Source organism: Polymorphum gilvum SL003B-26A1, from assembly GCF_000192745.1.
Classification (GTDB): domain Bacteria; phylum Pseudomonadota; class Alphaproteobacteria; order Rhizobiales; family Stappiaceae; genus Polymorphum; species Polymorphum gilvum.
The window spans coordinates 1608778-1634950 of sequence record NC_015259.1 but is presented as its reverse complement, the minus strand read 5'-3'; the positions used below and the strand labels follow the sequence as shown (position 1 = coordinate 1634950).

Here is a 26173-nt window from a genome sequence, read left to right as displayed (position 1 = left end):
ACCTTTTGGTTAACATTCGTGAACGATACTCTGGTTCGGAGGTCTGGCAATGGCGCTCAAGGTGGAGCTGAAGCCGGGAGAGCGGATCATCGTTGGCGACTCGATCATAACCAACGACAATCAACGCACCCGTCTTTTCATCGAGGGCCAGGCGCCCATCCTTCGCGAGAAAGACATTCTCACACCCGCAACAGCGGATACTCCAGCCAAACGCATTTATCTTGCGGTGCAGCTGATGTATCTGTCGAGCGATATAGAGAAAATTAAGGACAACTACTTTACTCTGGTGAATGACATAATTCAGGCGGCGCCAAGCACGATCCCCTACGTGACCCGGGTCAGCAATTCGATCCTGGTTGGCGCCTTCTACAAGGCTCTGAAAGAAGCCAAGAAGCTCATCGAGTACGAGAGGACGCTGATCGGTCATGTACAAGCAGGCAGCGCAGGCTTACCAGAAGACGAGCCAGGTGGCGGTATCGCCACGGGAACTGGAGGCCACTCTTCTGATGAAAGCGGCGGCCAGACTGCAACTGATCAAGGATGAATGGGACGGGTCGAGTTTCGCCGAAAAGGACGACGCGCTCGCATACAACCGCAAGCTCTGGACCGTTCTGGTCACGTCTGCCACAGGTGCGGAAAGTCACCTTCCCCAAGATCTGAAGAACAATCTCGCCTCGCTCGGTGTCTTCGTGTTCAAGCACACGATCAACGTGCTCATCGACCCGGCGCCGGAAAAGCTCGACACGCTGATCTTCATCAACCGCAGCATCGCCGAAGGCCTGCGCGCCCAGCCGGCCTGACAGCCACGTGCTGATCGACATCTTGACGGGGCGCGTCCGGCGTCGTTCGGTGCCGTGTGCACGGGACGGCTGCATGATCTCAGCCACCGAAGATCGATTTCCCTGAATCTATTGAACCCGACCCGGCGCCGGCAAGCGCTCTGCCGGATCCCCGGCTAGATGTAATTGGTCAAAGAGAGATTGAGCACGATCGACGTCGCGCGATAGGACGCCTCGATGTTGGTCTGCATCTGCAAAAGCTCGATCGCAACGGTTTCCTTGTCGATCCCCTCGATCTTGTCGATCGTTCCAAGGTAGCTCGACTTCATCAGCGTGTGCCGGTCGGAGGTGTAACCGATCGTCTTGTAGGCGACCGCAATTTCGGTGGTGATACCGACAATGCCCGACCGGTCGGTGCCGAGCGGCTGGAGCGTCGACTTGAGATCGCCCGCCAGCGCGGAGTAGTAGTTTTCCGCAGTCGCGGTCCCGGACGAAAAGTCGGCAGCAACGAAGGTCGCCAGTGTCTTGACGACATCGGCGAGCCCCTGTTCGTTGGCGCGCACGCCGTAGCCGATCCGGAGGTTGTCATCGACGACGGCGGTCTTGTCGGTGCGCGCATTGGCGGTCGGCGTGTTCTCGCCGCGATACCAGGCGACTGTGGCGCTTCCGCCCGCGATCAGTCCCGTGGCCGTGTCGAAGGGGGGGCCAGCGACCCGCATCGGCTCGGCACCGCCGAACGTGTCGAAGAACGAGTCGGCCGCCCATGTGTCCGACGCCGCCCGCAGGCTGGTCTGCGCCTCCTCCTGAAGGGCAGCCGTAACAGCCGCGCGCAGATTGGCCGCGGTCTCGGCAAGATCGTTGCCGATCTGGAATACCCCCTCCCCGCCGGCGCTGGCGCTGGCCGTCAGGTCCACCGTGACGAGTCGTCCGTCGGGCGGCAGGGCGAGTTCGATGGAAATCGTTTCGCCCGGCACCGGCTGGCCCGAGAATTCGACGTCGAAACCGTCCGGATCGCCGCCGAGCGGACCGGTGATCGTCACGTTGGAAAGCGTCGACGTCACGGCCGAAATATCGAAGCCGAAGTCGTGGGCGCCGTCTTCCGTGACCGAGAAGGTCGACGTCAACGGATCACCGAAGCCATCGAGAACCGTCGTCAGGGCCGAGACGTCCAGCCGGCCCATGCCCCCTGCCCCGAGGTTCGCCTGAGCGAACTCGTCGAGGACCGTCAGCAGACCGGCCTTGCCGTCGCGGCCATGCAGGATCTGGTCGACTTCAAGGACCGGGTTGGTGTTGGCATCGCTGCCGCCGAACAGGTAGTGGCCGCCGATCTCCGCGTTGAGCAGGCTGATCACCTCGTGCAGCAGGATTTCGGCCGTCGCCTGCGTCGACGTCTGGCCATCGGACTGGAGCTCGAAATTGTTGAGATCCATTGTGTCCTTGGCTTCGATGCGCAGCTTCTCCATGCGATCGAGCGTCAGGTTGAGTGTCTCAATGTGCAGCTTGGCCATCGTGATGGTCTGCTCGTAGGATTCGATCCGGGTCACCTTCTGGGTGAGTTCCAGATCGAGGAGCCGCTGGTTGCCGATGCCGCCGTAGGTGGTCGCTTTCTTGCCGCTTGCCAGTTGCGCGGTCTTCTCCGTCATGCTGTTGCTCAGCTTCGACAACTGCTGGGTCAGGTAGGTGCGCGAGGTGGTGATCGTGCCGTAAGCCATGACAAGTCCTAGACCGAGTTCAAGAGAACGTCGAACATTTCCTTCGCTGCCTGCATCACCCGTGCATTTGCCGCGTAGGCATTCTGGAGTTCGATGAGGAAGGCCAACTCCGCGTCGACATCGACGGCATAGCTTTCCTCGTAGCGGATCGCCAGGTTGGAGGTGATCGTCTCATGCGCCTGACTGGTCAGCACCGCCTTCTCGGACTGCTCGCCCTGAAAGGCGACCACCTGGTTGACGTAGTCGAGCATAGTGCCCTTGAACGGATCCCCGCCACTGCCGATGCCGGCGGCCGGATCGAAGGTGATCGTCGTCGTGGCGAGCGCGTCGAGAAGGTATTGCGGCCGCGAGGAATCCTTACCGGAGTTGGCCGCCGGCACGGTCTCGTAGATGACCAGTTGGGACGGGTCGTTGATCACCGCAGGATTCAACCGGATCGAGCCTGCAAAGCCGGTCTTCTGGCCGCCGCCTTCAAGCGCGCCGGTATAGAGGCTCATGCCGTTGCCGGCATCGACGAACAAGGCGAGGCCTAGGCCCTGGTTGGCGGGGTCCGTGACCGTGACATTCCCCGACAGACTGCTGACGACGGTGTTCGTCCCCGTATCACCGAGCACCACGAGGTTGCCGAGGCCGTCGTCGCTGACGTTGAGATCCGTGGCCGAGAGGGCCGCGATGATCTGGGTGACATAGCCGGCAGGAACCCCGCCGGATATGTCGATGCCGTAGACCGTGTCGCCCGCGGTCGGCGTCGTTGCACCGTCGAGTGGCAGCAGCGACGGATCCTCTACAGCAACGAAGGTAACGGTCTGTGTCGTACCGGCGGAATCGACGTAGCGGAGCGAGACCGTGTTGCCGGGCTGCAGACCGGACAGGTCCAGCTCATAGCCGACGTCGGTGCCGTCGGTGGCGTCCTCGCTGGCCACGGTGACGTTCGAGAAGGCAAGTGAGAGTTGCGCCGCGATCTCGTCGAGCTGGGCCTGCGCCTGGACGAGCGCGTCGTCGCGCAGTTCCAGCAACGCCATCAGCGAACCGGAGCTTGAGGAGGCGCCGAGGTCGTAGCGCGTGCCGCCGTAGGTGGTCACGGTGATGCCGCCGCCGGGCTGACCTGCGCCGAGCGTGCCGGTGGGATCGAAGGACAGGCTCGAGGCGTGGCCGTCGCCGTAGAGCATCTGCCCGTTACGGGTGTTGATCTGCAAGCCGCCGCTGCCATCCTGGGTGATGCTGATGTCGGCATAGCCCGACAGTTGCTCCAGATAGCGGTCGCGCTGATCGACAAGATTGGCCGTGTTGGCGCCGACCGCCTTCGCCGCCTCGATCTTCTCGTCGATGAGTTCGATCTGGCCAAGCAACTGATTGACCTCGCCGACCTGCATGCGGATCAGGCTGTCGGTTTCCTGCCGCATCGACTGGAGTAACTCGTAGGACGAATTGAGCTGGCGGGCGAGCGTGTCCGCGACGCTGAGGACCTCCTGGCGCGCAGCGTAGCTGTCCGGCGTGTTGACCAGCGTCGACAGACCCGCGGTCAGGTCCGACATCAGCGAGGGCAGCGACGACGAGTTGTCGATGGTGCCGAAGATCTCGTCCAGCCGCTCGGTGTAGGCCGCCACGGTCTTGGAATAGTTGGCATCCGCCAGACTGCCCCAGTAGGCGGACTGGATCGCCTCGTTGACCTGGCGGCGGATTTCGGTCGACAGGATGCCGGAAACGTTGCCGCCGTTGTCGAAATAGACGTGGGCGCTGACTGATTTCGTCGTATAGCCGGCAACATTGGCGTTGGCGACATTGGCTGCGGTGACGTCGATCTGCTTCTGATTGTAGGAAAGACCGAACAGCGCCGTATGCAGGGCGGACGTCAAACCCATTCTAGCGCCTCCTGAAACCTAGGAAATCCGGCCGCGGATGCCTCGACCGGACACCCGCAGCCGGCGGTTCCGCCGTTACCGTACCATGTTGAGTGCGTCGTTCAGCATCTGGTCGGCCGAAGTGACCACCTTCGAGTTGGCCGAATAGGCCTGCTGGGTGATGATCAGCTTGGAGAACTCAGCCGCGATGTCGGCATTGGAGGATTCCAGCGCGTTGGCGACGATCGTCCCCCCGTTGCCGTAGGCGGCTTTCCCGGAGCTCGGCGTCGCCGCGAAGGCGGAGCCGTCGACGCGGCGCAGGTTCTGGTCCGCCTGGAAGGTGGCGAGCGGGATCTCGAACAGGGATCGGGTCTGCTGGTTCGAATAGGAGGCGATGATCCGGCCCGCACCGTCGATCGACAGGCCCACGACCTGGCCGGCCGCGTAGCCGTCCTGGTTCAGGCTGACCGACGAGGCCAGACCCTTGGGGTCGGCATATTGCGTCAGCGAGCCCTTCTTGAAGGAAAATTCGATGTCGCCGGCGTTGACGCCGGCGACGGTCAGGTCGTCGATGACGAAGGAGGCGCCGCCTGCGCCGACGGTGTTGGTACCGGCCGGGGTCAGCGTGTCCATCACGCCGGCGGCGTCGAAGGTAACCTCACCGATCAGATACCAGCCCGTGACAGCGTCGCCGCCGCTGGAATAGTAGGCGTTCCAGGTGTTGGCCGCGGTTTGCGCCCAGCGGACCTCGACGTTCAAGGGCGTGCCGTTCTGGTCGTAGACGGTGATGGACTGACCGGAGATCGACGAATTGAGGAAGTCGTCGATATCCGCCACTGCGATGTCCGAAGTCGTTGTAATCGCACCGGAGGTATCGAGATACTGGCTGCCCGGCACCGACGTGTCGGCATTGTTCGTCTGCGGATAACTCGGCAGGTTGGCCTGATACTTGATCTCCGACGTCGCCTGCGCCGGCAGCGGCTGGCTGCCGATCTGGATCACTTCCGGATTGTCGCCGACCGCGTTGCCAGTACGCGCATCGAGCGGAAAGCCCATCAGATAGTATCCGGCAGAGTTCACCATGTAACCATCTTCGTTGAGTTCGAAATCTCCGGCGCGCGTATAGTATTCGGTCGTTGCAAAGGTCGTTTGACCATCAATTACCGCATCGGCCTGCGTCACAACGAAGTATCCAGCACCGTTGATTGCCATGTAGGTATCAACTTGCGAAGCAACGATATCTCCTTGCAGCGTATTGGTCGCGCGCGACGTGGCATAAGTCGTTCCTGCCGCCTGCCTCGCCTGCACGGCGCCAGTACTCGACACAAGATCCGAAAACGTCGTGTCCAGACGCTTGTAGCCGATCGTCTGAGAGTTTGCGACGTTGCCGGAAATATTCTCGAGTGCGCTCGCCTGCGCAGTAAGTCCGGAAGTTGCAGCGTTGATAGCCCCGTAGATACTCATCCAGATTCCCCGTCAGTGCCCAATGCACGCATTCAATGACTGGATTGGGGATCGCAAGCGTCATGCCAGTTTGAGCAAACAAATTTTATCGTTATATTTCAATTTATTAATGGGAATATCCGGATGCATGAAGACGTTCCGAAGGCAGACCTTTCCTGCCCTGCACGGAAAAAAATGCCCGGGCGGGCCGGCAAAACAGTCCCGGCACCCCCCTGCGGCAGCCTCCTGAGACAGGCCGGAAACCCTCCGGAAACCCTCCGGAAGCTCGCCGGAACCCTGCGGCCTGTTGCGCGCTCCTGCCGACCTTGCGCGGGCCGGGGCCGCACCCTACTCTCCAGCGCGGAAAGATCGACCAGAGAGGCCCGGATGCGTTTCGAGGGGACCAAGAGTTACATTGCGACCGAAGACCTGCGCGTGGCGGTCAATGCGGCGATCGCCCTCCAGCGCCCCCTGCTGGTGAAGGGCGAGCCGGGCACCGGCAAGACCGTTCTGGCCAACGAGGTTGCCGACGCCATCGGCGCGCCGCTGATCGAATGGCATGTCAAGTCGACCACCAAGGCCCAGCAGGGACTTTACGAGTACGACGCGGTGTCGCGGCTGCGCGACAGCCAGCTCGGCGACGAGCGGGTCAAGGACATCCGCAACTACATCCGCAAGGGCAAGCTGTGGGAGGCGTTCCAGGCGGAGCGGAGGCCGGTGCTGCTGATCGACGAGATCGACAAGGCCGACATCGAATTCCCAAACGACCTGCTGCAGGAACTCGACCGGATGGAGTTCTTCGTCTACGAAACCGGCGAGACCGTCAAGGCGCGCCAGCGGCCGGTGGTGATCATCACCTCCAACAACGAGAAGGATCTGCCGGACGCATTCCTGCGCCGGTGCTTCTTCCACTACATCAAGTTCCCCGACCGCGAGACCATGGCGGACATCGTCGCGGTGCATTTCCCCGGCCTGAAGGAGCGTCTGCTCAAGGAGGCGCTGACGCTGTTCTACGACATCCGCGACGTGCCGGGTCTGAAGAAGAAGCCCTCCACCTCCGAGCTGATCGACTGGATCAAGCTGCTGCTCAACGAGGACATCGATGCGTCGGTGCTGCGCGAGCGCGATCCCAAGCGCCTGATCCCGCCGCTGCACGGCGCGCTTCTGAAGAACGAGCAGGACGTCCACCTGTTCGAACGGCTCGCCTTCATGGCGCGGCGGGAAAGCCGCTAGCGGCATGGCCCGTCCGGTCTCCGACCGTCGAGCCTCCCCCTGTCGAGGCAAGGTCGCCGCGGCAGCCGCGCTGGCATGCGCCATCCAGATCCTGACTGCCGCGCCGGGCCAGGGAACCGGCAGCGACAGGTCTCGCCAGGTCCAGGGCGAATACGAGGTGGGCTGGGTGAACGATGCCCAGGGCATGCGCCACTACTCGGGCCTGAGTTGCCCGAACCGGGTCGGGACCATGACACGGACAAAGGTGCTCGCCGCCACAGACCGCCGCGCCGCCGGCTGTGTCTATGCCGGCGACGGCAGCTTCCAGGCCGTCGTCCGCCAGCACGTGAAGGGCACCGGCCGCTCCGATGCCACCGCCTTCGCCGAGCGGTACAGGGCCGCCGGCCTCGAGCAGGTGACGATGACAGGCATTTCCGGCAGCGGCGTGACTTTCCGCATGGGCGACGGCGACGGACGGACGACCTGCGAGACCTTGTGGCACCTCTCCGGCGCCTCGGCAGACTATACGCTCTGGTTTTCCTACAGCCTGCCGGAACATGGCACGGCGGTCGCACCTGCGTTCGAGGCATTTCAGAACACGCTCGCGCGGCAGAACTAGGTCCGTCCCGCGCGCCGGACCACGCAAGGCCGGCCCGAAGACCGCGACCAGCCCGAGCTGCGCTTGCCGGGGTGCCGCACGGGTTGGCCGGCCGCGACGAAGCGGGACCGTCCGGCTCCGCTATCAATCGACCCGGTCCCGCGAGAAGGCGTAGACGGCGCAGCCCGCGCCCAGCACCAGCGCGAAAAAGCCGAACAGAACGGAATAGGTCTGCACCGGATCCCCGCCATGAGCGGCCGACGCCGCGACCTGGACGCGACCGCTGAGCATCTGGAACAGGCCGACGCCGCCGATGGTGAACAGGTTGAGCAGGGTCACGCCGCGGCCGACCAGATGCGGCGGGAAGAACGCGCGGCCGTGGGCCATCATCATCGGGAACGACGACCCGAACAGGCCGACGCCAGCGATCAGGGCCGCCGCCGTCCACCAGCCGGAGGCGGGAAACAGCCACAGCAGCGCGAGACAGGCCGTGCCGGCCAGGTTGCCGACCAGAACCACGCCCTTACGGGTGCCGAACACGCGGTCGAGCGGCCCGTACAGGAAATTGCCGAGCACCATGGCGAGCGCCATCAGCAGCGTCACCTGACCGACCTGTTCCGGCGTCGCGTCGAAGACCTCGGCGAAGTAGGGGCCGGCCCACAGGCCGCGGATGCCGCCGGACGGCGCGTAGTTGACGACCAGCATGGGCACGATGAGCCAAATCGCCGGCGTGCGCAGGATGTCCCACATCGATCCGTCGTCGTCGCGCCGTTCGGCTCTGGGCGGATCCTGGACGAAGCGGAGCAAGCCGAGAGCCACTGCGAAGGTGATCGCCGCAAGCCCGATCACCGTCTCGCGCCAGCCGAACGCTTCGATCGCGACGGCCATCGGCAGGGCGGAGGCGAGATTGCCGACCGACCCCGCGCCGATGATCGCGCCAGCCAATGTGCCGAACACGGCCGGCGAATACATCCGGGCGAAGATGTAGAACGACGCCATCAGGACGGGCGAGCAGCCGACGCCGATCAGCATCATTGCGGCCGAGATCGCCCACGGGGATTGTGCAGCGGCAAACAGCAGGGCTCCGCCACCCCCGCCGAGCGCCAACAGCACCGCCGCAGTCAGCCGCGGTCCGACCCGGTCCAGCGCCCAGCCGACCGGCAGCTGCATGAGCGCGAAGGCCAGGAACCACAGGCCGGAGGCATCGGCCAGATCATCCGCCGTCACCCCGATATCCGCCTGCAGGACCGGAGCCATCACGGCGAGGAATGCGCGGTAAAACTGGCTGAGAACATAGGCGAGCAACAGGCTCGCGATTCCGACTCGCATGACTTCTCCTCAGGCTCGGAAGCGGGCCTTCCGTCGCGCTGGCTGCCGCCCACGGCCAATTCGCGCCGCCCGCACGCAGGTCACGGCCGGCCGGCGGCCGACATGCCCTGTTTTCCGCCATGAGCTGGCCAAATAATGAGCAGACCATGGCCGAGCCTCGCCGTCGATGCAACGGCGCAAAAACGTCCAAGGGCAATCGTCGGGGAAAACAGTTGCGCCGGCCCCCGGGTGCCACGTCAGGCACGCGCCGCGCCCCTGGCCGCGCGTTCGTCGATCCGGTCGGCAAGACGCAGGCGACCGTACTCGAACCGGGTCGCCAGGCGTCCGATCAGTCCGCCGCCCCAGCGCACGGCAAAGGGCGCGAACAGACGCCAGCGATCGTCGCCGTCGCAGATGCCGCTGGCGACCAGATCGGCCACCGTCGCCGACGTGTTGAGGCCATGGCCGCCGAGCGCCGTCGCGGCCCACAGCCCCGGCCTGACCGGACCGACGAGGGGCATCTTACGTACCGAATAACCCATCAGTCCCGACCAGGCATGATCGATGCGGACGTCGCCCAGTTGCGGAAAGACCTTCAGGATGTCGGCCTTGAGCAGATCGGCGAGCCTGGAGGGCTCGGACCGGCGGGTGGTGATCCGGCCGCCCCACAAAAGACGGCCGCCCGCCACGACACGGAAGTAGTCCCCGCAGCGGCGGGTGTCGGCGACGCAGCCGGGAAAGCGGATCGCTTCCGCAAGCCGCGCGCCGAGCGGCTCGGTGACCACGACATGGGTCGCCACCGGCAGGATCGCGCGGTCGACCGGGGCGTAGGTGTGGTGCAGGACCCCATAGGCGCTGGTCGCCAGCACGACTGTTTCGGCATGGACGACGCCGATGTCGGTCTCCACGCGCCATCCCGCGCCGATCCTGGCGATCCGGCTGACCGGGCTGCCCTCGAAGATCCAGCCGCCGGCCGCCTCGCAGCAGCGCGCCACCTCCTGCGCATAGGCGAGCGGATCGATGTGGAAGGCATCCGGGTCGAACAAGGCGCCATGATAGACCGGCGTCCGCAGCACCTCGCGCAGATGCTCGCGCGGCCAGAAGGCCTGTTCGACACCGTATTTCTGCGCCAGGGCGTCCCGGCTCCGCTTAAGGGCGCCGGTTCCGGCATGACGCAACACCTTCAGCTTGCCGCGCCCGGAAACGATGTCTTGCCGCCCCGACGCGACGATGGTATCGCGCACATAGGCGACGCCGGCGCAAGAGAGGGCATAGAGCGCCCGTGCCTGATCGAGACCGACCCGGCGTTCGAGCGTGTCGAGACCTTCCGAGAAGCCAGCGGACACGAAACCGGCATTGCGGCCCGAAGCGCCCCAGCCGATCCGTTCGCCCTCCAGAAGGATGACCCGCCTGCCGCGCCGGGCAAGCTCGCGTGCCGTCGTCAGCCCGGCGAGACCGCCGCCGATGACGCAGACGTCGGCGTGGGCACGTCCTTCGAGAGACAAACGCAGGGTGTCGTCGCCGATACGCTCGCGGTAATAGGACGCTGCATGCGCATTCGGCACGGACATCTACTCAACCCACCAACCACACCAGTCGAACACCCTTCTAGTAAAAGACTTTCCGACAATCAACTCCCTTACGGATATGCCGTTGCGTCAATTTTATGATGAGCAGACAAAAAAGACGATGAACTATATTTGGAAATGTTCAAAACTGCATGGCACGATATCCGAATGCTGAAATTTTAAACTTGAGTTCCGCCAGAATCTTTGCCCGGAACGCAGGGCGGCGTGACCGCTGTCGTGCATTCGTAGTTTGCCGAAGCCGGAAAACGCACGCAGACCATTTTCCGCCGGACAAGCGTGAACTACTGTCGTCGCATCGACGATCCGACCGGAAGGCCCTTCATGCTTCGTCTCCTGCTGCTGCGCCATGCCAAGTCCGACTGGGCCGATGCGTCCCTCGCCGACTTCGATCGCCCGCTGAACGAGCGCGGCGACCAATCGGCGGCCCGCATGAGCGCCTACCTCAAGGCAGAAGGCCTTTATCCGGACCGGATCCTGTGCTCGACCGCCCTGCGCACCCGCCAGACGCTGGCGCGGCTGCTGCCGGAGCTGCACCGGGACGCGGAGGTCAGCCTCATGCGCGCGCTCTACGATGACGGAGAGCTGGATTACATCCCCCATATCCGCAGCCGCGGCGGCAACGTCCGCACGCTGATGGTCATCGGCCACAATCCGGCGACCGAAGACACCGCCCGCGAGCTGGTTATCGAGGGACGGGCCGAGGACCTGCACGCGCTCAACGAAAAGTACCCGACCGGCGCGCTGGCGGTGATCGAGTGCCCGACCGAGACCTGGGCCGGCCTGACGGCTCAGACCTGCCGGCTGGAGCGCTTCGTCCGGCCCCGGCTGCTGGAGACGTGAGACCGCCGATTGCGGCACGCGGCCGGCGCACCTACATGAGCGCGCGGAGACGCCGACTTGATACGACTGACCCATCTCGCCGACGACGCGCGGCTGGCCCTCGAGGCCCTTGCCGATACGGCGAGCGACCTTGCCGTTCCCTCGCTGCGGCTTGGGGTGACCGGGCTTGCCCGGGCCGGCAAGACGGTGTTCATCACCGCGCTGGTGCATAACCTCGTGCATGGCGGGCGGCTGCCGCTGTTTTCCGCCGCCGCAAGCGGACGCATCGCCCGGGCCTACCTGCAGCCGCAGCCCGACGACCAGGTGCCGCGCTTCGACTACGAGGCCCATGTCGCCGCGCTGGTCGACGACCGCGTCTGGCCGCAATCCACCCGCCAGGTGTCGGAGCTGCGGCTCACGATCGAGTACGAATCCGCTTCCTATCTGTCGCGCCGGTTCGGCCGCGGCCGCCTGCATCTCGACATCGTCGACTATCCGGGCGAATGGCTGCTCGACCTGCCGCTGCTGAGCCGGGACTATGCCGCCTTCGCCGGCGAGGCGCTGCGCCTCGCAAGGGCCCCGGCACGCGCCGGCATCGCCGCCGACTGGCTCGCCGCCCTTGCGCAGACCAACCCCGACGCACCCGAGAGCGAGGGCGAGGCACGCCGGCTGGCCGGGACCTTCACCACCTATCTGGCCGCCTGCCGGGCGGACGAGCACGCCCTGTCGATGCTGCCGCCCGGACGCTTCCTGATGCCCGGCGACCTCGACGGTTCGCCGGCGCTGACCTTCGCGCCGCTCGACCTGGCGCGCAGCCCCGGACCGGGGCGGCCCGGTAGCCTGCGCGCGATGATGGAGCGGCGTTACGAGGCCTACAAGAAGCACGTCATCCGGCCGTTCTTCCGCGAGCATTTCGCCCGCCTCGACCGCCAGATCGTGCTGGTCGACGCCCTGCACGCGCTCAACGCCGGTCCCGGCGCCCTGGCCGACCTCGAGACGGCCCTCGCAGAGGTGCTAACCGCGTTCCGCCCCGGCCGGCGCAGCTGGCTCGCCTCGATCCTGACCCGACGCATCGACCGTATCCTGTTCGCCGCCACCAAGGCCGACCACCTGCACCGCGACGACCATGACCGGCTGGAGGCGATCCTCAGGCGGCTGGTCGCGCGCGGCATCGAGCATGCCGAGTTCAGGGGCGCCAGGGTCGACGTGCTGGCGCTCGCGGCGGTTCGCGCGACGCGCGAAGCGAGCCTGCGCCACGCCGGCCAGGAGTTGCCCGCCATCCTCGGCACGCCGCTGCCGGGCGAGCGCGTGAACGGCGACAGCTATGACGGGCGGACCGAAATCGCCATGTTTCCCGGGGACTTGCCGGAGGATCCGGACTCGCTTTTCGCAGTTCCTGAATCGGCTTCCGAAGAAGGTCGCGGCGGTGCGGCGAAACCGGCACGCGAAGACGTTGAAGCTGAATCGAAACCTGAAGCGGGCCTGCGCTTCGTCCGCTTCCGCCCGCCGAAGCTGGAGCGCACGGCGGAGGGCGTGAGCCTGTCGCTGCCGCACATCCGTCTCGACCGGGCGCTCGATTTCCTGATCGGGGACGGCCTCGCATGACCGACCCGACCCCCGCAAACGCCGCCCGCCGCCCGCCACGCAAGCCGACGGCGTTCCGCCTCGACGACGAGCGGGTGCGCTTCGACGCCGACGATCTCGGCGAGCCGCTGTCCGACGAGGCGCGCATCGTGCCCGCGCGCGAGAGCACCGACGAGGCGCCGCCGCCGGCGCCCGAGCCGGGCCGCGGGATCCGCTTCGGCCGCTGGCTCGCCGCCGGTCTCGGTGGCCTGATGCTGCTCGCCGCCGGGCTTGCCGTCGACGGCTTCGTGCGCGATCTGTTTGCGCGCACCGACTGGCTGGGCTGGACGGGGCTGGCGCTCGCCGGCCTGGCGCTCGCCGGCCTCCTCGGCCTCGCCGCCCGCGAGGCGGCCGGCCTCGCCCGGCTGCGCCGCATCGACCACCTGCGCGCGGCGCTCGCCGCCGCCGCCGAGGCCGACGACGCCAAGGCCGCTCGTGCCGCGCTGGCCGATCTCCTCGTGCTCTACGGCGAGCGGGCGGAGACCGCGCACGGGCGGGCAGCGCTCGCCGCGCACCTGCGCGAGGTGATCGACGGCCGCGACCTGGTCGTGCTGGCCGAACGCGAGCTGCTCGCGCCGCTCGACGTCACGGCACGGCGCCTGGTCGCCGACAGCGCCAAGCGGGTGTCGCTGGTCACTGCGGTCAGCCCGCGCGCGCTGATCGACCTGATCGTCGTGCTGGCCGAGAACCTCCGCCTGATCCGCCGCCTGTCGGCGCTTTACGGCGGCCGACCGGGCACGCTCGGCTTCCTGCGTCTTGCCCGCCACGTCGCCGCCCACCTGGCCGTCACCGGCGGCATGGCGGCGGGCGACAGCCTGGTCTCTCAGGTGCTCGGCCACGGGCTGGCCGCCCGCCTGTCGGCGCGCCTCGGCGAGGGCGTCGTCAACGGCCTCCTGACCGCGCGCATCGGCATCGCCGCCGCCGACGTCTGCCGCCCGGCGCCCTACATCGGCGGACGCGGGCCGCGCATCGCCGACTTCATGACCGACCTGGTCAAGACGCTGCCCGACGAGGGCAAGGAGACGGGGCGGCGCTGAGGCCCTCAACCAAGACCTTGGCAAGGCAACCGGCAAACAAAAAAGCCGTCGCGGAATCAGTTTGTTGATGCCGATCAACGATTGCTAAGGCTTTGTCTGCTAAAGGCGTGCCATTGCATCCGATTTCGGGGGGTACCGCACATGGCAGCAGGCAACGCAAACGGCTCGGCGAACGGGGCATCGGGCGCCCCACGACGCCCACGGACGCGACGGGCGGCAGCGCCCGCCGTTTCCGAAATCCTGCCGGCAGAGCCAGGGCCAGCAGAGCCGGGACCGGCGGACGCGGCACCGGCCGAGGCCGCGCCGGTCGCAAGCCAGCCGGTCGCAAGCGAGCCGGTCGCCGCAGAAACCTCCCCCACCGGCGGCGAGCTGCGCCACCGCCTGGCCGAGATGCGCCGCGACCCGGCCGCCATCCACCAGATGTTCGAAAGCGGCGAATACCCCTACGCGACCAGAATGCGCCGCGCCGCTTACGAGCAGCGCAAGGCCAGACTGCAGGCCGAACTGCTGAAGGCCCAGCGCTGGATCCAGGACAGCGGCCAGCGCGTGATCCTGCTGTTCGAGGGCCGCGACGCCGCCGGCAAGGGCGGCACCATCAAGCGCTTCATGGAACACCTGAACCCGCGCGGTGCCACCGTCGTCGCGCTGCAGAAGCCGACCGAGCGCGAGCGCACGCAATGGTTCTTCCAGCGCTACATCCAGCACCTGCCGGCCGGCGGGGAGATGGTGCTGTTCGACCGCTCCTGGTACAACCGCGCCGGCGTCGAGCGGGTGATGGGCTTCTGCAAGCCGCACCAGTACCTGGAGTTCATGCGCCAGTGCCCGGAATTCGAGCGCATGCTGGTGCGCGACGGCGTGCTGCTGTTCAAGTACTGGTTCTCGGTTACCCGCGAGGAGCAGCGGCGCCGCTTCATTGAACGCCAGACCGACCCGCTCAAGCAGTGGAAGCTGTCGCCGATCGACCTCGCCTCGCTCGACAAGTGGGACGACTACACCGAGGCCAAGGAGGCGATGTTCTTCTACACCGACACCGCCGACGCGCCCTGGACCATCGTCAAGTCCAACGACAAGAAGCGCGCCCGGCTGAACTGCATGGAGCATTTCCTCAACGCCCTGCCCTACCCGGACAAGGACCACAAGGTGGTCGGCGAGCCCGACCCGCTGATCGTCGGCTCCAGCCAGCACGTCATCGGCCGCGACCTCCACATCCTCGGCAAGTCGCTGCATCCGGACCTGAAGGGCGGACGCGGACAGGCGGCAACGCCGGCGTAGGCCAACGGCGGCGCGGGACGGCCGGCAACGCCCTCCCGGCAACGTTTTGCGGGCAGGCGCCGGGCAAGCCTCACCCGTCGGCAAAGGCGATCAACCGGCCGGCGACCAGCGCCGTGGGCCAGACGAGTAGGGAGAGCAGGCCGGCAAGCCGCGTGTGGCGCGTCTGCGCGCTGCCGAGCCACAGGCCGTGGCGCAGATGCAGTGCCAGGGCAGAGACCGTGCCGAGCCCGACCAGCGCCATCTTCGCCTGGAACGGCGCGAGCGACAGGTAGTCCGGCGCGCGCACCGAGAACAGCAGCACGCCGGCGCCGCTCGCCAGCACCAAGCCGCAGGCCGCGACCGGCACCAGCACCCGGGCGAGTGCCTGCACCGACACGCCGCGCCACAGCCCGACCAGCCGCAGGTCCATCGGCACGATGGCGCCGATCAGCAGGGCAATGCCGAGGACATGCGCGGCACTGACCAGCGCGTAGCCCCATCGTGCCGACCGCAGCCAGACCGCCGCGTCGGTGGCGGCGAGCCAGGCTGCGCCCGCCTGGACCAGTTCAGTCACGGCCGGGATAGAGGTCGTAGTCGCGTCCGCCGATACGGATCTTTTCGGCCTTCAGCAGCCGGTCGTCGAGGTTTGCCGACGGCTCGCCGATGATGGTGATCTCCGTGCCGACGGCGAGGTCGCCGTCCCTCAGGCCCGCCCGCTGGTTGCGCCACGGCTGGCCGACCTCGACGGTCCAGACGTCGCCCTCCGCGTCGACCTTCAGCATGCCATGCGGATTACCGAGCCGGACCTCGACGATGACGCCGACAAGCTGCAGGTTGCGGCCGGTGGTCCAGCTCCAGCCGTGATGGGCAGCCGCCGGATCAGCGCGAAGCCCCGCAAGCGCCACCAGCAGGCCGAAGACCAGGGTTTCACGTCGCATGGTGCCGTTTCCCTCCCGTTCGATCACCGGCGGGCATATAGCGCATGGCGCCGCGCCGGCCAGCAGGTCAGGGGCGGCGCCAGCATTGGTGCGCCACGTGCTCCAGTCCGCGAGGTGTGCGTCGGTCGGGTGAAATCCCCCTCGGCCAGTAACAGCCGTATATCATTGGCGAGTCATCGACTCCATTTTCACCCGAAAGGCGTTTCTCAAGTGGACATCCCCCGGATCTTCAACGTCACCGAAAGCGCTCACCGCATCCATAACCCGTTCACGCCCGAAAAGCTCGCCACCCTCGGCGCGGCGTTGCGTCTGGAACCAGAGACCCGTGTCCTGGACCTTGGCAGCGGTTCAGGCGAGATGCTGTGCACCTGGGCACGCGATCACCGGATTGGTGGCACCGGTATCGACAAGAGCCAGCTGTTCACCGAGCAGGCGAAGCTGCGCGCCAAAGAACTTGGGGTCGCCGATCGAGTCGAGTTCATCCACGGCGACGCTGCCGGTTACGTCGCCGATGAAAAGGTCGGTGTCGCAGCCTGTGTCGGCGCCACGTGGATCGGCGGGGGCGTCGCCGGCACCATCGCGCTTCTGGCGCAGAGCCTCCACACCGGAGGGATCATTCTCATCGGCGAGCCATACTGGCTGCGGTTGCCGCCCACGGAAGACATTGCCAAAGGATGCCTTGCCGGATCAATCTCCGACTTCCTCATGCTTCCCGGGCTTCTCGCATCGTTCCACACCCTCGGCTACGACGTTGTCGAAATGGTTCTGGCGGACCAGGACGGCTGGGACAGGTACGAGGCGGCCAAGTGGCTCACGATGCGCCGGTGGCTCGATGCGAATCCCGGCGACGATCTCGCGAAAGACATTCGCGCCCAGTTGAGCTCGGAACCCGAACGCTACGCCGCGTACACGCGCGAATACCTAGGCTGGGGCGTGTTCGCGCTGATGGCTCGGTGACGCATGACAGGCGGCATCCGACGGCGGCCACGTGGAGAAAGAGCGACGTCGCGAAGTCGACCTGAGAGCCCAGCGCCGCGCGCCTCGACAGCCCCTCCGGCAGCCGCTACCCTTCGCCCATGTTCATCTCCTTCTTCGCCGAGCTGAAGGGCGCCGGCCTGCCGGTGTCCCTGCGCGAATACCTGACGCTGATGGAAGCGCTGGACCTCGACCTGGCCGAACGGCGGGTCGAGGACTTCTATTATCTGGCCCGCGCCACGCTGGTGAAGGACGAGTCCAACCTCGACAAGTTCGACCGGGTGTTCGGCCATGTCTTCAAGGGCCTCGACCTGCTGTCGGACGCACCTGCCGCGGAGATCCCGGAGGACTGGCTCAGGAAGCTTGCCGAGAAGCACCTGAGCGAGGAGGAAAAGGCGCTGATCGAATCGCTCGGCGGCTTCGACACGCTGATGGAGACGCTGAAGAAGCGGCTGGAGGAGCAGAAGGAGCGCCACCAGGGCGGCAGCAAGTGGATCGGCACCGCCGGCACGTCGCCCTTCGGCGCCTACGGCTACAATCCGGAGGGCGTGCGCATCGGCCAGCACGAAAGCCGCCACCGGCGCGCGGTCAAGGTGTGGGACAAGCGCGAGTTCAAGGATCTCGACGACAGCGTCGAGCTCGGCACGCGCAACATCAAGGTGGCGCTGAAGCGGCTGCGCAAGTTCGCCCGCACCGGCGCGGCCGAGGAACTCGACCTCGACGGCACGATCCGCTCGACCGCCCACAAGGGCCTGCTCGACGTCAAGATGCGGCCCGAACGGCGCAACGCGGTCAAGGTGCTGCTGTTCTTCGATATCGGCGGCTCGATGGACGACCACATCAAGGTCTGCGAGGAATTGTTCTCGGCCGCACGCTCGGAATTCAAGGTGATGGAGCATTTCTACTTCCATAACTGCCTCTACGAGACAGTGTGGAAGGACAATCGCCGCCGGCACTCGGAGCGCATCGCCACCTTCGACGTGCTGCACAAGTATCCCGCCGACTACAAGGTGATCTTCGTCGGCGATGCCTCGATGAGCCCCTACGAGATTGCCTATGCCGGCGGGTCGGTCGAGCACTGGAACGAGGAACCGGGCAGCGCCTGGATGCAGCGGGTGACCGATCTCTATTCCAGCGCCGTCTGGCTGAACCCGGTGCCCGAACGGCACTGGGACTACACCCATTCGATCCGGATGATCCGCGAGCTGATGAGCGGACGCATGTTCCCGCTCACCCTCGACGGACTGAACCGCGCCATGAAGGAGCTGGCGCGCTAGCGATTTCCTGCCGACCGGCTCGTGTCGATCCGGTCGGACCAGGCTTCAGCCGGACCTGCTCAGCCCTTGTTCGGGCGCAGCACCATCACCGAACACGGCGCATGGCGCACGATATGGGCGGCATTGGAGCCGATCAGGTAGGTCGACAGCGCCGGCTTGTGCGAGCCCATGACGATCAGGTCGGCCTTGGCGGCTTCGGCCTCCTCGATGACCTCGTGATAGACCGAGCCGAGGCGGACGGCGACCGACACGGAGCCCTCCGGCAGGCCGAGGCCCTTGGCAAGGTCCTCCAGCAGATTCCGGGTCTCGGCGACGGCGGTCTTCTCGAAGTCTTCCGGCAGATAGCTGGCGACGAAGCCCTGGGTATGCGCGAGTACCGCGACCAGGCGGACCTTGCCGTCGTAGTCGCGCGCGAACCGCGCCGCCGTCTCCAGCGCCGGGGTCGAGAAGCTGGTTTCGCCCGGGTCGACCGGTACAAGAATGGTGTTGAACATCGTTCCCTCCTAACGGTTTAGGGCGGCCAACCTGCCATGCCGGACGAGGCCCGGCGTTGAGGAATGTCAAGTCCGGCGCGGTTCCTGGAAATATCGCCCGGGCGTGACGCCGAAGGCCTTGCGAAAGGTCGCGACGAAGGCGCTCGGCCCCTCGTAGCCGAGGCTGTGCGAGACGTCCGACACGCTGGCGCCGCCGGCGAGCAGCTCCAGCGAGCGGAACAGCTTCACCTGCCGACACCAGGTGCGGTAGGTCAGCCCGGTCTCGCGCACCATCCGCCGCTCGAACGAGCGCACCGACAGGGCGCTGGCCGCGGCGGCGTCGGCCAGCGCGGGAAGGTCGGCCGGACAACGCACGATCTTTTCGCACAGGGCGCGCAGGCGCAGTTCGCGCGGCATCGGCAGCCGCAGCGGCGAGGCAGGCAGCAGCGCCATCTGGTCGAGGATGACGGCGGCAAGGCGCGCCGCCGGGCCCTCGACCGTTTCGGCGCGCGGATAGGTCATGAACGCCAGGATCAGTTCCCTGAGCAGCGCGGTCATCTGGAGCACGCGCGGCTCGCCCGGCATGTCGGCCGCCACCTCGGCCGAGACATAGAGGTAGCGGACCTCGGTGTCGGTCAGATAGCGGGTCTCGTGGGCGAAGCGCGGAGGCAGCCACACGGCGCGCTCGGGCGGCACGAAGAAGGTGCCGACCTCCGTGTCGATGGCGATCGAGCCGCGCACCAGATGGAACAACTGCGCGACGTCATGAGCATGCCAGGCCGTGACCGCTCCGGCCGCCTCCTCGGTGGCGAGGCCGACGACCTGTGCCGGCAGTGGACCGGTCGGAAACCGGCGCAGGTCTGGATGGATCGGCACGCAGCCCCCAAGATTGACGTTTCGGCGACATATGATGACAAAACCGCGCTAACGCGCAAGGCCTGCGCGGGTCTATTGCTGCGATCGACGAACACCTCTCCCAGCTACGACGACCCAGACACCCGATGACCTACTTTTCGAGAAGCGCCGACCCGGCGGCGGCGACCGGCTGGCGGTCGCCCGCCGTGCTGCTGATGATCATGGCCGGCGCGATGCAGCTGTCCTTCGCCGGCTGGTGGAACCTGATGAACAATTTCGCGGTGCAGGAACTCGCCTTCACCGGCCGCGAGATCGGCATCCAGCAGTCGATCCGCGAGATCCCCGGTTTCCTGAGCTTCGCCGCCATCTACCTGCTGCTGTTCATGCGCGAGCAGACGCTGGCCTATACGTCTCTGGCCTTCCTCGGCATCGGCGTCGCGGTCACCGGCTATTTCCCGACCACGATGGGCTTCTACGTGACGACGCTGATCATGTCGATCGGCTTCCACTACTACGAGACCATGGCGCAGTCGCTGTCGCTGCAGTGGCTGCCCAAGCAGACGGCCGCCGCCAGCATGGGCAAGATCATTTCCGTCGGCGCCTTCGCCCAGCTGATCGCCTACGGCCTGATCTATTTCGGCTGGAAGACCTACGACCTGTCGTTCACCACCGTCTTCCTGATCGCCGGTAGCATGACCGTGCTGGTCCTGGTCTTCCTGCTCGCCGCCTATCCCAGCTTCCGGGAGGGGGTGCCGCAGCACAAGAAGCTGATCCTCCGCAAGCGCTACTGGCTCTACTACGCCCTGACCTTCATGTCCGGCGCGCGGCGGCAGATCTTCACCGTCTTCGCCGGTTTCCTGATGGTCGAGCGCTTCGGCTACGACGTCCATGAGGTCGCCGGCCTGTTCCTGGTCAACGGCGTCTTCAGCATGCTGCTGGCGCCGAAGATCGGCGCGCTGATCGTGCGCTTCGGCGAGCGCAAGGCGCTGATCGTGGAATACATCGGCCTGATCGGCGTGTTCGCCAGCTACGCCTTTGTCACCGACGCGACGGCGGCTGCCGCACTCTACGTGATCGACCACGCCTTCTACGCCATCGCCATCGCGATCAAGACCTATTTCCAGAAGATCGCCGACCCGGCGGACATCGCGCCGACGGCCGGCGTCGCCTTCACCATCAACCACATTGCAGCCGTCGGCATCCCGGTCACCTTCGGCCTGCTGTGGCTGGTGTCGCCGGCCGCCGTGTTCCTTGCCGGCGCCGCCATGGCCGCGGTCAGCCTGGTGCTGTCGACGCTCATCCCCGCGGAACCGGCTCCGGGCAACGAGGTCGCCCTGCCCTGGCGCGGCAGGGCGCCCCAGGCCGCCGAGTGAGCCGCTATTCGTGCCGCAGCGCCTCGATCGGGTCGAGGCGCGCGGCCTGGCGGGCGGGGAAGTAGCCGAACACCACGCCGACGAGGGCCGAGAAGACGAAGGCGACGGCGATGATCGACGGGTCGAGCACGAAGGGCATCTGCATCACGGTGACCGCTCCGGCGGCAAGGGCGATGCCGGCCAGGATGCCGAGCACGCCGCCGAACAGCGACAGCACCACGGCCTCGACCAGGAACTGCAAGAGCACCTGACGCTCGAGCGCGCCGATGGCGAGACGGATACCGATCTCGCGGGTGCGCTCGGTCACCGACACCAGCATGATGTTCATGATGCCGATGCCGCCGACCAGCAGGCTGACGGCGGCGACCGCGCCAAGCAGGCCGGTCAGCACGGTGGTGGTCGAGGTCATGGTCGCCACGATCTGCTTCATGTCGCGGACATGGAAGTCGTCGTCCTTGCCCGGAGTGATGTTGCGTCGCTCGCGCAGGATCGCCTCGATGTCGGCCTGGACCTTGCCGGTGTCGACGCCGTCGCGCGCCGACACGGAGATCATCGCGATGTCGGTGCTACCGAGCAGGCGGCGCTGGACGGCGCGCAGCGGCATGATCACCGTATTGTCCTGGTCCTGCCCGAAGCCGGTCTGGCCCTTCTCCTCCAGCAGGCCGACGACCTCGCAGGACAGGCCCCTGACCCGCATGCGCTTGCCGATCGGGTCCTGATTCTGGAACAACTCCTCCTTGATGGTCTGGCCGACGATACACACCGGACGGCCGGCCCGGAGGTCGCTGTCGAGGAACTCGCGTCCCCTGACCACCGGCCAGTCCTGGGTGACGAAATAGGCATTGTCCGTGCCCCACACGGAGACGGTGCGGTTCTCGTTGCCGACCACGGCGGTGGCGCTGGTGGAGACCGTCGGGGCAACGGCGCGCACGCTGTAGAGCTGGGCGCGCAGAACCTCGACGTCGAAGCGGTCGAACGCCTTGGCGTCGGTGCGCACGCCGCCGGGCCCGCGTTCGGCGACACCCGGACGCACGACCAGCAGATTGCTGCCGAGACGGGCCAGGCTGGCGGTGACCTGGGCAGTGGTGCTGTGGCCGATCGACACCATGCCGATCACCGCGGCGACGCCGATGACGATGCCGAGCACCGTCAGCGTCGAGCGCAGGGCGTTGCGTCGGATCGCCTGGAACGCCAGCTTGATCGTTTCCCACCACATCACGCGACCACCTGGTTGAGCCTGTCGCTGGCCACGCGGCCGTCGACGAACTGGATCGTGCGGCCTGCGAAGGCGGCCATTTCCTTCTCGTGGGTGACCATGGCGATGGTGATGCCGCGCTCGCGGTTGAGCCGCACCAGCAGTTCCATGATCTCGCGGCTGCGCGCCGTGTCGAGGTTGCCGGTCGGCTCGTCGGCGAGCAGCAGCACCGGATCGGTGGCGATCGCGCGCGCGATGGCGACACGCTGCTGCTGGCCGCCGGAGAGTTCCGCCGGCGTGTGGGTCTCGCGGCCGGACAGGCCGACCTGGTCGAGCGCAAGCAGGGCACGCATACGCCGCTCACCCGCCGGCAGGCCGCGGTAGATCAACGGCAGTTCGACATTGTCGAGGGCGCTGATGCGGGCGAGCAGGTTGAAGCCCTGGAACACGAAGCCGATGAAATGGCGCCGCAGCAGGGCGCGCTGATTGCGTGTCAGTGCCCCGACATCCGTGCCGTCGAACAGGTAGCTGCCCGAGGTCGGCGTGTCGAGGCAGCCGAGGATGTTCATGGCCGTCGACTTGCCGGAGCCGGACGGGCCCATGATGGCGACGAATTCGCCGCGCGCGATCGCCAGGTCGACGCCGTCGAGGGCATGGACGGCCGTCTCGCCGGCGCCATAGACCTTGCTCACCGACCGGAAGGCGATCAGTGGAGCCACGTCCTCGTGCGGGTCGGCTGAAGCCGGCAAGGTCACCTCCTACCGGCCGGTGCTCAGTCTGTCGACGATGACCGCGTCGCCCTCGGCAAGTTCGCCCTCGACGATCCGGGTCGAGACGCCGTCCGTGACGCCGGTCACCACCGGCACGGCGACGGGCGCGCCGGCGCGCAGGACATAGACCTGGCGCGTGCTGTCGCGGCGGACGTTCTCGCTAGCGGAGCGGAAGCGCGGCGGGCCGAACAGGTTGCGCAGCCCGATGCCGGAACCGGACGCAGCGTCCGTTTGCGGCGGCTCGTAGCGCAGTGCGACATTCGGCACCATCAGCACGTCCCTGGCCTCCTCGATGACGATCTCCGCGGTCGCTGTCATGCCCGGGCGAAGCAGCAATTCGCCGTTGTCGACCTTCAGTTCCGCCTTGTAGGTGACGACGCCCTCGGCGGATTCCGGCGCATAGCGGACCTTGTGGATCGTTGCCGGGAACACGCGGTCAGGGTAGGCGTCGACGGTGAAGCTCGCCGTCTGGCCCTCGCGCACCAGGCCGACGTCGGCCTCGTCGATGTCGACCCGCAGGTCCATCTCGCTGAGGTCCTCGGCAACTGTGAACAGCACCGGTGCCTGCAGCGAACTGGCGACGTACTGGCCCGGGTCGACCTGACGGTCGAGCACGATGCCGTCGATCGGCGAGCAGATGCAGGCCTTCTGCAGGTTGGTCTCCGCGATCTGGAGATCCGCCTTGGCGACCTCGATGGCAGCTTCGGCGCTTTCCACCCCGGCGAGCGCGCGGTCGTAGGCAGCCTGGGCCTCCTCCAGGTTGCTCTGGGCGACGACGCTGCGGTCCATCAGCCGGCGCATGCGGTCGAGCGCGCTGCGCTTCTCCTCGACCGTCGCCGTGGCCTCCAGCAGCGCCGCCTGCTTCGCCCGCAGGGACGCGCGGGCATGCGCCACCTCGGCATTCAGCTTGTCGGTGTCGAGTTCGGCCAGCACTTGGCCGGCGGCGACCCGGTCGTTGTAGTCGGCGCCCACCTTGCGGATCATGCCGGACAGCTCGCTGGAGATGTCGACCTGATTGGTCGGCTCGACGGTTCCCGTTGCGGTCACGGAAATCGTCATGTCGCCGCGCGTGACCCTTTCGGTAACATAACGCACGCCGCCTTCGGATCCGTCCATATAGGCGAAGCGGTAGGCGGCCGCGCCGCCGATGGCGAGCGCAAGCAGGATGTAGACGGCGCGCCTGCGCAGCCGCGACCGGCCGGTGGCCTTCTCCGCGCCGAGAACGGCAGCGATGCTTTCGTCCTGTTTCGGGTCCGCCTGCTTCGTCATTGACCACTGTCCCTCGAAACTGTCCCCGCACCGTCTCCCAGCCGGGAGCGGAGAACCATGATCTCAATCAACGATGCGGCCGGGGAGCGGCAACGGAAGAATTGTAAAGAAGTGTAACCGCTCGCGGCCGTACAGACGAGCCGCGGGTCGCGCCGACCCGATCGCGCGGCGCCAGGTCGGCCGCGCGCCGGAGTGCAGAGGCGATGTTCGGGTGACCTGCGCGGCGCGTCAGGCCTGGCGTTCGGGAACGTGCACGACGAGACCGTCGAGCGCCGCGGTGACCTTGATCTGGCAGGACAGGCGCGAGGTCGGCCGGACGTCGTAGGCGAAGTCCAGCATGTCCTCCTCCATCGGCTCGGGATGGCCGACCCTTTCGGCCCACGCCTCGTCAACATAGACGTGGCAGGTGGCGCAAGCGCAGGCGCCGCCGCATTCGGCCTCGATCCCCGGCACCATGTTCTTGATGGCGTTTTCCATCACGGTCGTGCCTTCGGCGGCATCGACTTCATGGCGGGAACCGTCGGCGGTGATATAGGTGATGTGAGGCATGGCAAGCGCGTCCGACCATTGGGAGAAGGCTGATCTTCCCCCGACATAAAGGTTCCGGACGAAAGGTCAAGAAGCCTGACCGGTCACGCGCCGACCAGATCGCGGATGAAGCCGTTAGCTTCCGCCACGGCCGCCTCGAGCGCCACCAGCGGCGGCACGCGCCCGGCGCGCAGTTCTGCCTCGACGCCTTCGCAGACGAAGGCGACCCGATGTGCGCCGATGCCGCGGGCCGAGCCCTTCAGCGTGTGCACCAGATCGGCACAGCTGGCGTTGTCGGCACAGCCCTCCAGCCGTGCCATTAGCGTGCCAGACTGCTTCAGGAACAGCCGCAGCACTTCCTGTTCGAGCGACCGGTTGCCGAGCGTGTTGGTGGCCAGGAAGACCAGATCGACCGGCGCGTGATCGCGTGCGTGCGGCCGGTGCTTGCCGGCGGATTGATGGACGGTCCGTGCCATTGCTGAAACCCCGTTGCTCAGGACCCGGAAGCGACGACTCGCGGCTCCGGTTCCGCTAGACGAGCGAGAAGCTTGCGGTCAATTCCGCAAAGGCGAGGTTAAGATCGCGGGGTGTCGCCGATGCACGCCGGCACCTGTCCCCAACAAAGTGAATCTTTGGTTAACGAGGGGAAAGAACTGAGCCGCTCAGCGCGCCCGCATCGCCCCAGGACCATCCCCGTCACCAGCCCCAGGCGCATCGGACCGCGCGTCGGCATCATCGGTCGAACCGGCGCCGAGATCCACAGAGCCGAGCGCCTCGACGCCCTTCCCGGTCAGCCTGCAAACCAGCCAGTCGGGTTTGATTGGATTGGAAAACCAAGGCTCTGCCCAGCCTGCGGCGATGCAGGCGCGGATCGTGCGGGCCGGGATCTCGCGGCCGCCCTCGTCGAACAGGGGCAGCTTTCCGCCGGGCTGACGAAGTCCCCGTTCCAGCCAGCGCCGCTGCGCCGCGCTCGGAGTCCCGGTGCGGGGAGTGGGCTGCGAAGAGGTGTCGCCCGCCTTCTGCGGGGACGCGGTCGCCGGTGCTTCTCGGGTCGGTTTTGCCATGGTCAAGCTGCCTCTTCGCTCCGATGCACAATGGCGTTTCTTGTTCATTAAAGGAGATTGTGCCATTAGGTTAAAGGATGCGGCAAGGTGGGGAGAAGGCTGTCCGACGATGCGTGGACGGCCGATGATGCGGCGCTCTTCTTGCCAAAACCGTCAGGCGGGCCCACGCGACACCAAGGTCGCATCCGCCCGGCGGACCGTTCGGCTGGCTTCGGCCGCCGTTGAGTAATGAGTACGGACGTGA

26 protein-coding genes are annotated in these 26173 nt (G+C 66.5%); 11 read left to right on the top strand and 15 right to left on the bottom strand.

What is annotated here, in order from left to right; all coding sequences use genetic code 11:
* The first annotated feature begins 49 nt into the window (after positions 1 to 49).
* Together flbT and flaF are read left to right on the top strand one after the other, a co-directional pair.
* The gene (flbT, locus tag SL003B_RS07685; protein ID WP_013652269.1) at positions 50 to 544 is read left to right on the top strand and encodes a flagellar biosynthesis repressor FlbT; all 495 of its coding nucleotides are present in this window, start codon (positions 50 to 52) and stop codon (positions 542 to 544) included.
* A complete protein-coding gene (flaF, locus tag SL003B_RS22735) occupies positions 426 to 800 on the top strand; it encodes a flagellar biosynthesis regulator FlaF (RefSeq protein WP_148259269.1) in 375 nt (124 codons plus the stop codon). Before flbT ends, flaF begins: the two co-directional genes overlap by 119 nt.
* Before the next feature lie 155 nt (positions 801 to 955).
* Here the strand turns inward: flaF and SL003B_RS07675 are convergent, their stop codons facing one another.
* The 3 genes from SL003B_RS07675 to SL003B_RS07665 form a co-directional block, all read right to left on the bottom strand.
* Positions 956 to 2491, bottom strand: coding sequence for a flagellar protein (locus tag SL003B_RS07675; protein WP_013652267.1), 1536 nt, complete (start codon positions 2489 to 2491; stop codon positions 956 to 958).
* Positions 2492 to 2499: 8 nt separating this feature from the next.
* Positions 2500 to 4353: a flagellar hook-associated protein FlgK gene (flgK, locus tag SL003B_RS07670; RefSeq protein ID WP_013652266.1), complete on the bottom strand. Its 1854-nt coding sequence runs from the start codon at positions 4351 to 4353 to the stop codon at positions 2500 to 2502.
* Positions 4354 to 4428: 75 nt separating this feature from the next.
* Positions 4429 to 5796, bottom strand: coding sequence for a flagellar hook protein FlgE (locus tag SL003B_RS07665; RefSeq protein WP_041375430.1), 1368 nt, complete (start codon positions 5794 to 5796; stop codon positions 4429 to 4431).
* Between the two features lie 366 nt (positions 5797 to 6162).
* On the opposite strand from SL003B_RS07665, the gene SL003B_RS07660 reads away from it, so the two are divergent.
* Positions 6163 to 7008: an AAA family ATPase gene (locus SL003B_RS07660; RefSeq protein WP_013652263.1), complete on the top strand. Its 846-nt coding sequence runs from the start codon at positions 6163 to 6165 to the stop codon at positions 7006 to 7008.
* A 4-nt stretch (positions 7009 to 7012) separates the two neighbouring features.
* Complete coding sequence (locus SL003B_RS07655) at positions 7013 to 7606, top strand: hypothetical protein (protein ID WP_013652262.1); 594 nt, start codon at positions 7013 to 7015, stop codon at positions 7604 to 7606.
* A 123-nt stretch (positions 7607 to 7729) separates the two neighbouring features.
* On the opposite strand, the gene SL003B_RS07650 is transcribed toward SL003B_RS07655, so the two are convergent.
* Together SL003B_RS07650 and SL003B_RS07645 are read right to left on the bottom strand one after the other, a co-directional pair.
* A complete protein-coding gene (locus SL003B_RS07650) occupies positions 7730 to 8914 on the bottom strand; it encodes an MFS transporter (RefSeq protein WP_013652261.1) in 1185 nt (394 codons plus the stop codon).
* 236 nt (positions 8915 to 9150) lie between these two features.
* Positions 9151 to 10464 (bottom strand): NAD(P)/FAD-dependent oxidoreductase, encoded by a 1314-nt coding sequence (locus tag SL003B_RS07645; RefSeq protein ID WP_049792562.1) that lies wholly within the window; start codon positions 10462 to 10464, stop codon positions 9151 to 9153.
* A 339-nt stretch (positions 10465 to 10803) separates the two neighbouring features.
* Here SL003B_RS07645 and SL003B_RS07640 point away from each other — a divergent pair, with 339 nt between their 5' ends.
* The 4 genes from SL003B_RS07640 to ppk2 all read left to right on the top strand — a co-directional run bounded on the left by SL003B_RS07640 (position 10804) and on the right by ppk2 (position 15233).
* On the top strand, positions 10804 to 11322 hold the full coding sequence (locus SL003B_RS07640) for a SixA phosphatase family protein (protein ID WP_041375948.1): 519 nt from the start codon (positions 10804 to 10806) through the stop codon (positions 11320 to 11322).
* Positions 11323 to 11379: 57 nt separating this feature from the next.
* A complete protein-coding gene (locus SL003B_RS07635) occupies positions 11380 to 12906 on the top strand; it encodes a YcjX family GTP-binding protein (RefSeq protein WP_013652258.1) in 1527 nt (508 codons plus the stop codon).
* Entirely contained in the window at positions 12903 to 13961 is a 1059-nt protein-coding gene (locus tag SL003B_RS07630) for a YcjF family protein (protein ID WP_013652257.1), read from the top strand. Before SL003B_RS07635 ends, SL003B_RS07630 begins: the two co-directional genes overlap by 4 nt.
* Before the next feature lie 141 nt (positions 13962 to 14102).
* The gene (gene ppk2, locus SL003B_RS07625) at positions 14103 to 15233 is read left to right on the top strand and encodes a polyphosphate kinase 2 (RefSeq protein ID WP_013652256.1); all 1131 of its coding nucleotides are present in this window, start codon (positions 14103 to 14105) and stop codon (positions 15231 to 15233) included.
* A gap of 70 nt (positions 15234 to 15303) precedes the next feature.
* On the opposite strand, the gene SL003B_RS07620 is transcribed toward ppk2, so the two are convergent.
* Positions 15304 to 15786, bottom strand: a complete 483-nt coding sequence (locus tag SL003B_RS07620) for a hypothetical protein (RefSeq protein WP_013652255.1) — start codon at positions 15784 to 15786, stop codon at positions 15304 to 15306.
* Positions 15779 to 16150: a DUF6152 family protein gene (locus SL003B_RS07615; RefSeq protein WP_013652254.1), complete on the bottom strand. Its 372-nt coding sequence runs from the start codon at positions 16148 to 16150 to the stop codon at positions 15779 to 15781. Before SL003B_RS07615 ends, SL003B_RS07620 begins: the two co-directional genes overlap by 8 nt.
* A 210-nt stretch (positions 16151 to 16360) precedes the next feature.
* Between SL003B_RS07615 and SL003B_RS07610 the strand changes: the two genes are divergently transcribed.
* Positions 16361 to 17107 carry an SAM-dependent methyltransferase gene (locus tag SL003B_RS07610; RefSeq protein ID WP_013652253.1) on the top strand — a complete coding sequence of 249 codons (747 nt, stop codon included), beginning with the start codon at positions 16361 to 16363 and terminating at the stop codon, positions 17105 to 17107.
* A 119-nt stretch (positions 17108 to 17226) separates the two neighbouring features.
* Complete coding sequence (locus tag SL003B_RS07605) at positions 17227 to 18402, top strand: vWA domain-containing protein (RefSeq protein ID WP_013652252.1); 1176 nt, start codon at positions 17227 to 17229, stop codon at positions 18400 to 18402.
* 59 nt (positions 18403 to 18461) lie between these two features.
* Here the strand turns inward: SL003B_RS07605 and SL003B_RS07600 are convergent, their stop codons facing one another.
* Complete coding sequence (locus SL003B_RS07600) at positions 18462 to 18896, bottom strand: universal stress protein (RefSeq protein ID WP_013652251.1); 435 nt, start codon at positions 18894 to 18896, stop codon at positions 18462 to 18464.
* Between the two features lie 66 nt (positions 18897 to 18962).
* A complete protein-coding gene (locus tag SL003B_RS07595; RefSeq protein ID WP_013652250.1) occupies positions 18963 to 19751 on the bottom strand; it encodes an AraC family transcriptional regulator in 789 nt (262 codons plus the stop codon).
* 125 nt (positions 19752 to 19876) lie between these two features.
* On the opposite strand from SL003B_RS07595, the gene SL003B_RS07590 reads away from it, so the two are divergent.
* On the top strand, positions 19877 to 21103 hold the full coding sequence (locus tag SL003B_RS07590; protein WP_013652249.1) for an MFS transporter: 1227 nt from the start codon (positions 19877 to 19879) through the stop codon (positions 21101 to 21103).
* Between the two features lie 4 nt (positions 21104 to 21107).
* Here SL003B_RS07590 and SL003B_RS07585 read toward each other — a convergent pair whose 3' ends face one another.
* The 6 genes from SL003B_RS07585 to SL003B_RS22730 all read right to left on the bottom strand — a co-directional run bounded on the left by SL003B_RS07585 (position 21108) and on the right by SL003B_RS22730 (position 25929).
* Entirely contained in the window at positions 21108 to 22319 is a 1212-nt protein-coding gene (locus tag SL003B_RS07585) for an ABC transporter permease (RefSeq protein WP_013652248.1), read from the bottom strand.
* Positions 22319 to 23047, bottom strand: coding sequence for an ABC transporter ATP-binding protein (locus SL003B_RS07580; RefSeq protein WP_013652247.1), 729 nt, complete (start codon positions 23045 to 23047; stop codon positions 22319 to 22321). The genes SL003B_RS07585 and SL003B_RS07580 overlap by 1 nt, the downstream gene beginning before the upstream one ends.
* A 9-nt stretch (positions 23048 to 23056) precedes the next feature.
* Positions 23057 to 24337, bottom strand: a complete 1281-nt coding sequence (locus SL003B_RS07575) for an efflux RND transporter periplasmic adaptor subunit (protein ID WP_013652246.1) — start codon at positions 24335 to 24337, stop codon at positions 23057 to 23059.
* A 228-nt stretch (positions 24338 to 24565) separates the two neighbouring features.
* The gene (locus tag SL003B_RS07570; RefSeq protein ID WP_013652245.1) at positions 24566 to 24886 is read right to left on the bottom strand and encodes a 2Fe-2S iron-sulfur cluster-binding protein; all 321 of its coding nucleotides are present in this window, start codon (positions 24884 to 24886) and stop codon (positions 24566 to 24568) included.
* An 83-nt stretch (positions 24887 to 24969) separates the two neighbouring features.
* Entirely contained in the window at positions 24970 to 25341 is a 372-nt protein-coding gene (locus tag SL003B_RS07565; RefSeq protein ID WP_013652244.1) for an Hpt domain-containing protein, read from the bottom strand.
* Between the two features lie 186 nt (positions 25342 to 25527).
* Positions 25528 to 25929 (bottom strand): hypothetical protein, encoded by a 402-nt coding sequence (locus SL003B_RS22730; RefSeq protein WP_206772029.1) that lies wholly within the window; start codon positions 25927 to 25929, stop codon positions 25528 to 25530.
* Positions 25930 to 26173: the final 244 nt, after the last annotated feature.

Coding starts and splice junctions, on each gene's coding strand:
- SL003B_RS07640 (WP_041375948.1), top strand. CDS start 10,804: ATGCTTCGTCTCCTGCTGCTGCGCCATGCCAAGTCCGACTGGGCCGAT.
- SL003B_RS07675 (WP_013652267.1), bottom strand. CDS start 2,491: ATGGCTTACGGCACGATCACCACCTCGCGCACCTACCTGACCCAGCAG.
- ppk2 (WP_013652256.1), top strand. CDS start 14,103: ATGGCAGCAGGCAACGCAAACGGCTCGGCGAACGGGGCATCGGGCGCC.
- SL003B_RS07565 (WP_013652244.1), bottom strand. CDS start 25,341: ATGGCACGGACCGTCCATCAATCCGCCGGCAAGCACCGGCCGCACGCA.
- SL003B_RS07665 (WP_041375430.1), bottom strand. CDS start 5,796: ATGAGTATCTACGGGGCTATCAACGCTGCAACTTCCGGACTTACTGCG.
- flgK (WP_013652266.1), bottom strand. CDS start 4,353: ATGGGTTTGACGTCCGCCCTGCATACGGCGCTGTTCGGTCTTTCCTAC.
- SL003B_RS07630 (WP_013652257.1), top strand. CDS start 12,903: ATGACCGACCCGACCCCCGCAAACGCCGCCCGCCGCCCGCCACGCAAG.
- flaF (WP_148259269.1), top strand. CDS start 426: ATGTACAAGCAGGCAGCGCAGGCTTACCAGAAGACGAGCCAGGTGGCG.
- SL003B_RS07600 (WP_013652251.1), bottom strand. CDS start 18,896: ATGTTCAACACCATTCTTGTACCGGTCGACCCGGGCGAAACCAGCTTC.
- SL003B_RS07645 (WP_049792562.1), bottom strand. CDS start 10,464: ATGTCCGTGCCGAATGCGCATGCAGCGTCCTATTACCGCGAGCGTATC.
- SL003B_RS07660 (WP_013652263.1), top strand. CDS start 6,163: ATGCGTTTCGAGGGGACCAAGAGTTACATTGCGACCGAAGACCTGCGC.
- SL003B_RS07585 (WP_013652248.1), bottom strand. CDS start 22,319: ATGTGGTGGGAAACGATCAAGCTGGCGTTCCAGGCGATCCGACGCAAC.
- SL003B_RS22730 (WP_206772029.1), bottom strand. CDS start 25,929: ATGGCAAAACCGACCCGAGAAGCACCGGCGACCGCGTCCCCGCAGAAG.
- flbT (WP_013652269.1), top strand. CDS start 50: ATGGCGCTCAAGGTGGAGCTGAAGCCGGGAGAGCGGATCATCGTTGGC.
- SL003B_RS07655 (WP_013652262.1), top strand. CDS start 7,013: ATGGCCCGTCCGGTCTCCGACCGTCGAGCCTCCCCCTGTCGAGGCAAG.
- SL003B_RS07590 (WP_013652249.1), top strand. CDS start 19,877: ATGACCTACTTTTCGAGAAGCGCCGACCCGGCGGCGGCGACCGGCTGG.
- SL003B_RS07570 (WP_013652245.1), bottom strand. CDS start 24,886: ATGCCTCACATCACCTATATCACCGCCGACGGTTCCCGCCATGAAGTC.
- SL003B_RS07575 (WP_013652246.1), bottom strand. CDS start 24,337: ATGACGAAGCAGGCGGACCCGAAACAGGACGAAAGCATCGCTGCCGTT.
- SL003B_RS07605 (WP_013652252.1), top strand. CDS start 17,227: ATGTTCATCTCCTTCTTCGCCGAGCTGAAGGGCGCCGGCCTGCCGGTG.
- SL003B_RS07615 (WP_013652254.1), bottom strand. CDS start 16,150: ATGCGACGTGAAACCCTGGTCTTCGGCCTGCTGGTGGCGCTTGCGGGG.
- SL003B_RS07650 (WP_013652261.1), bottom strand. CDS start 8,914: ATGCGAGTCGGAATCGCGAGCCTGTTGCTCGCCTATGTTCTCAGCCAG.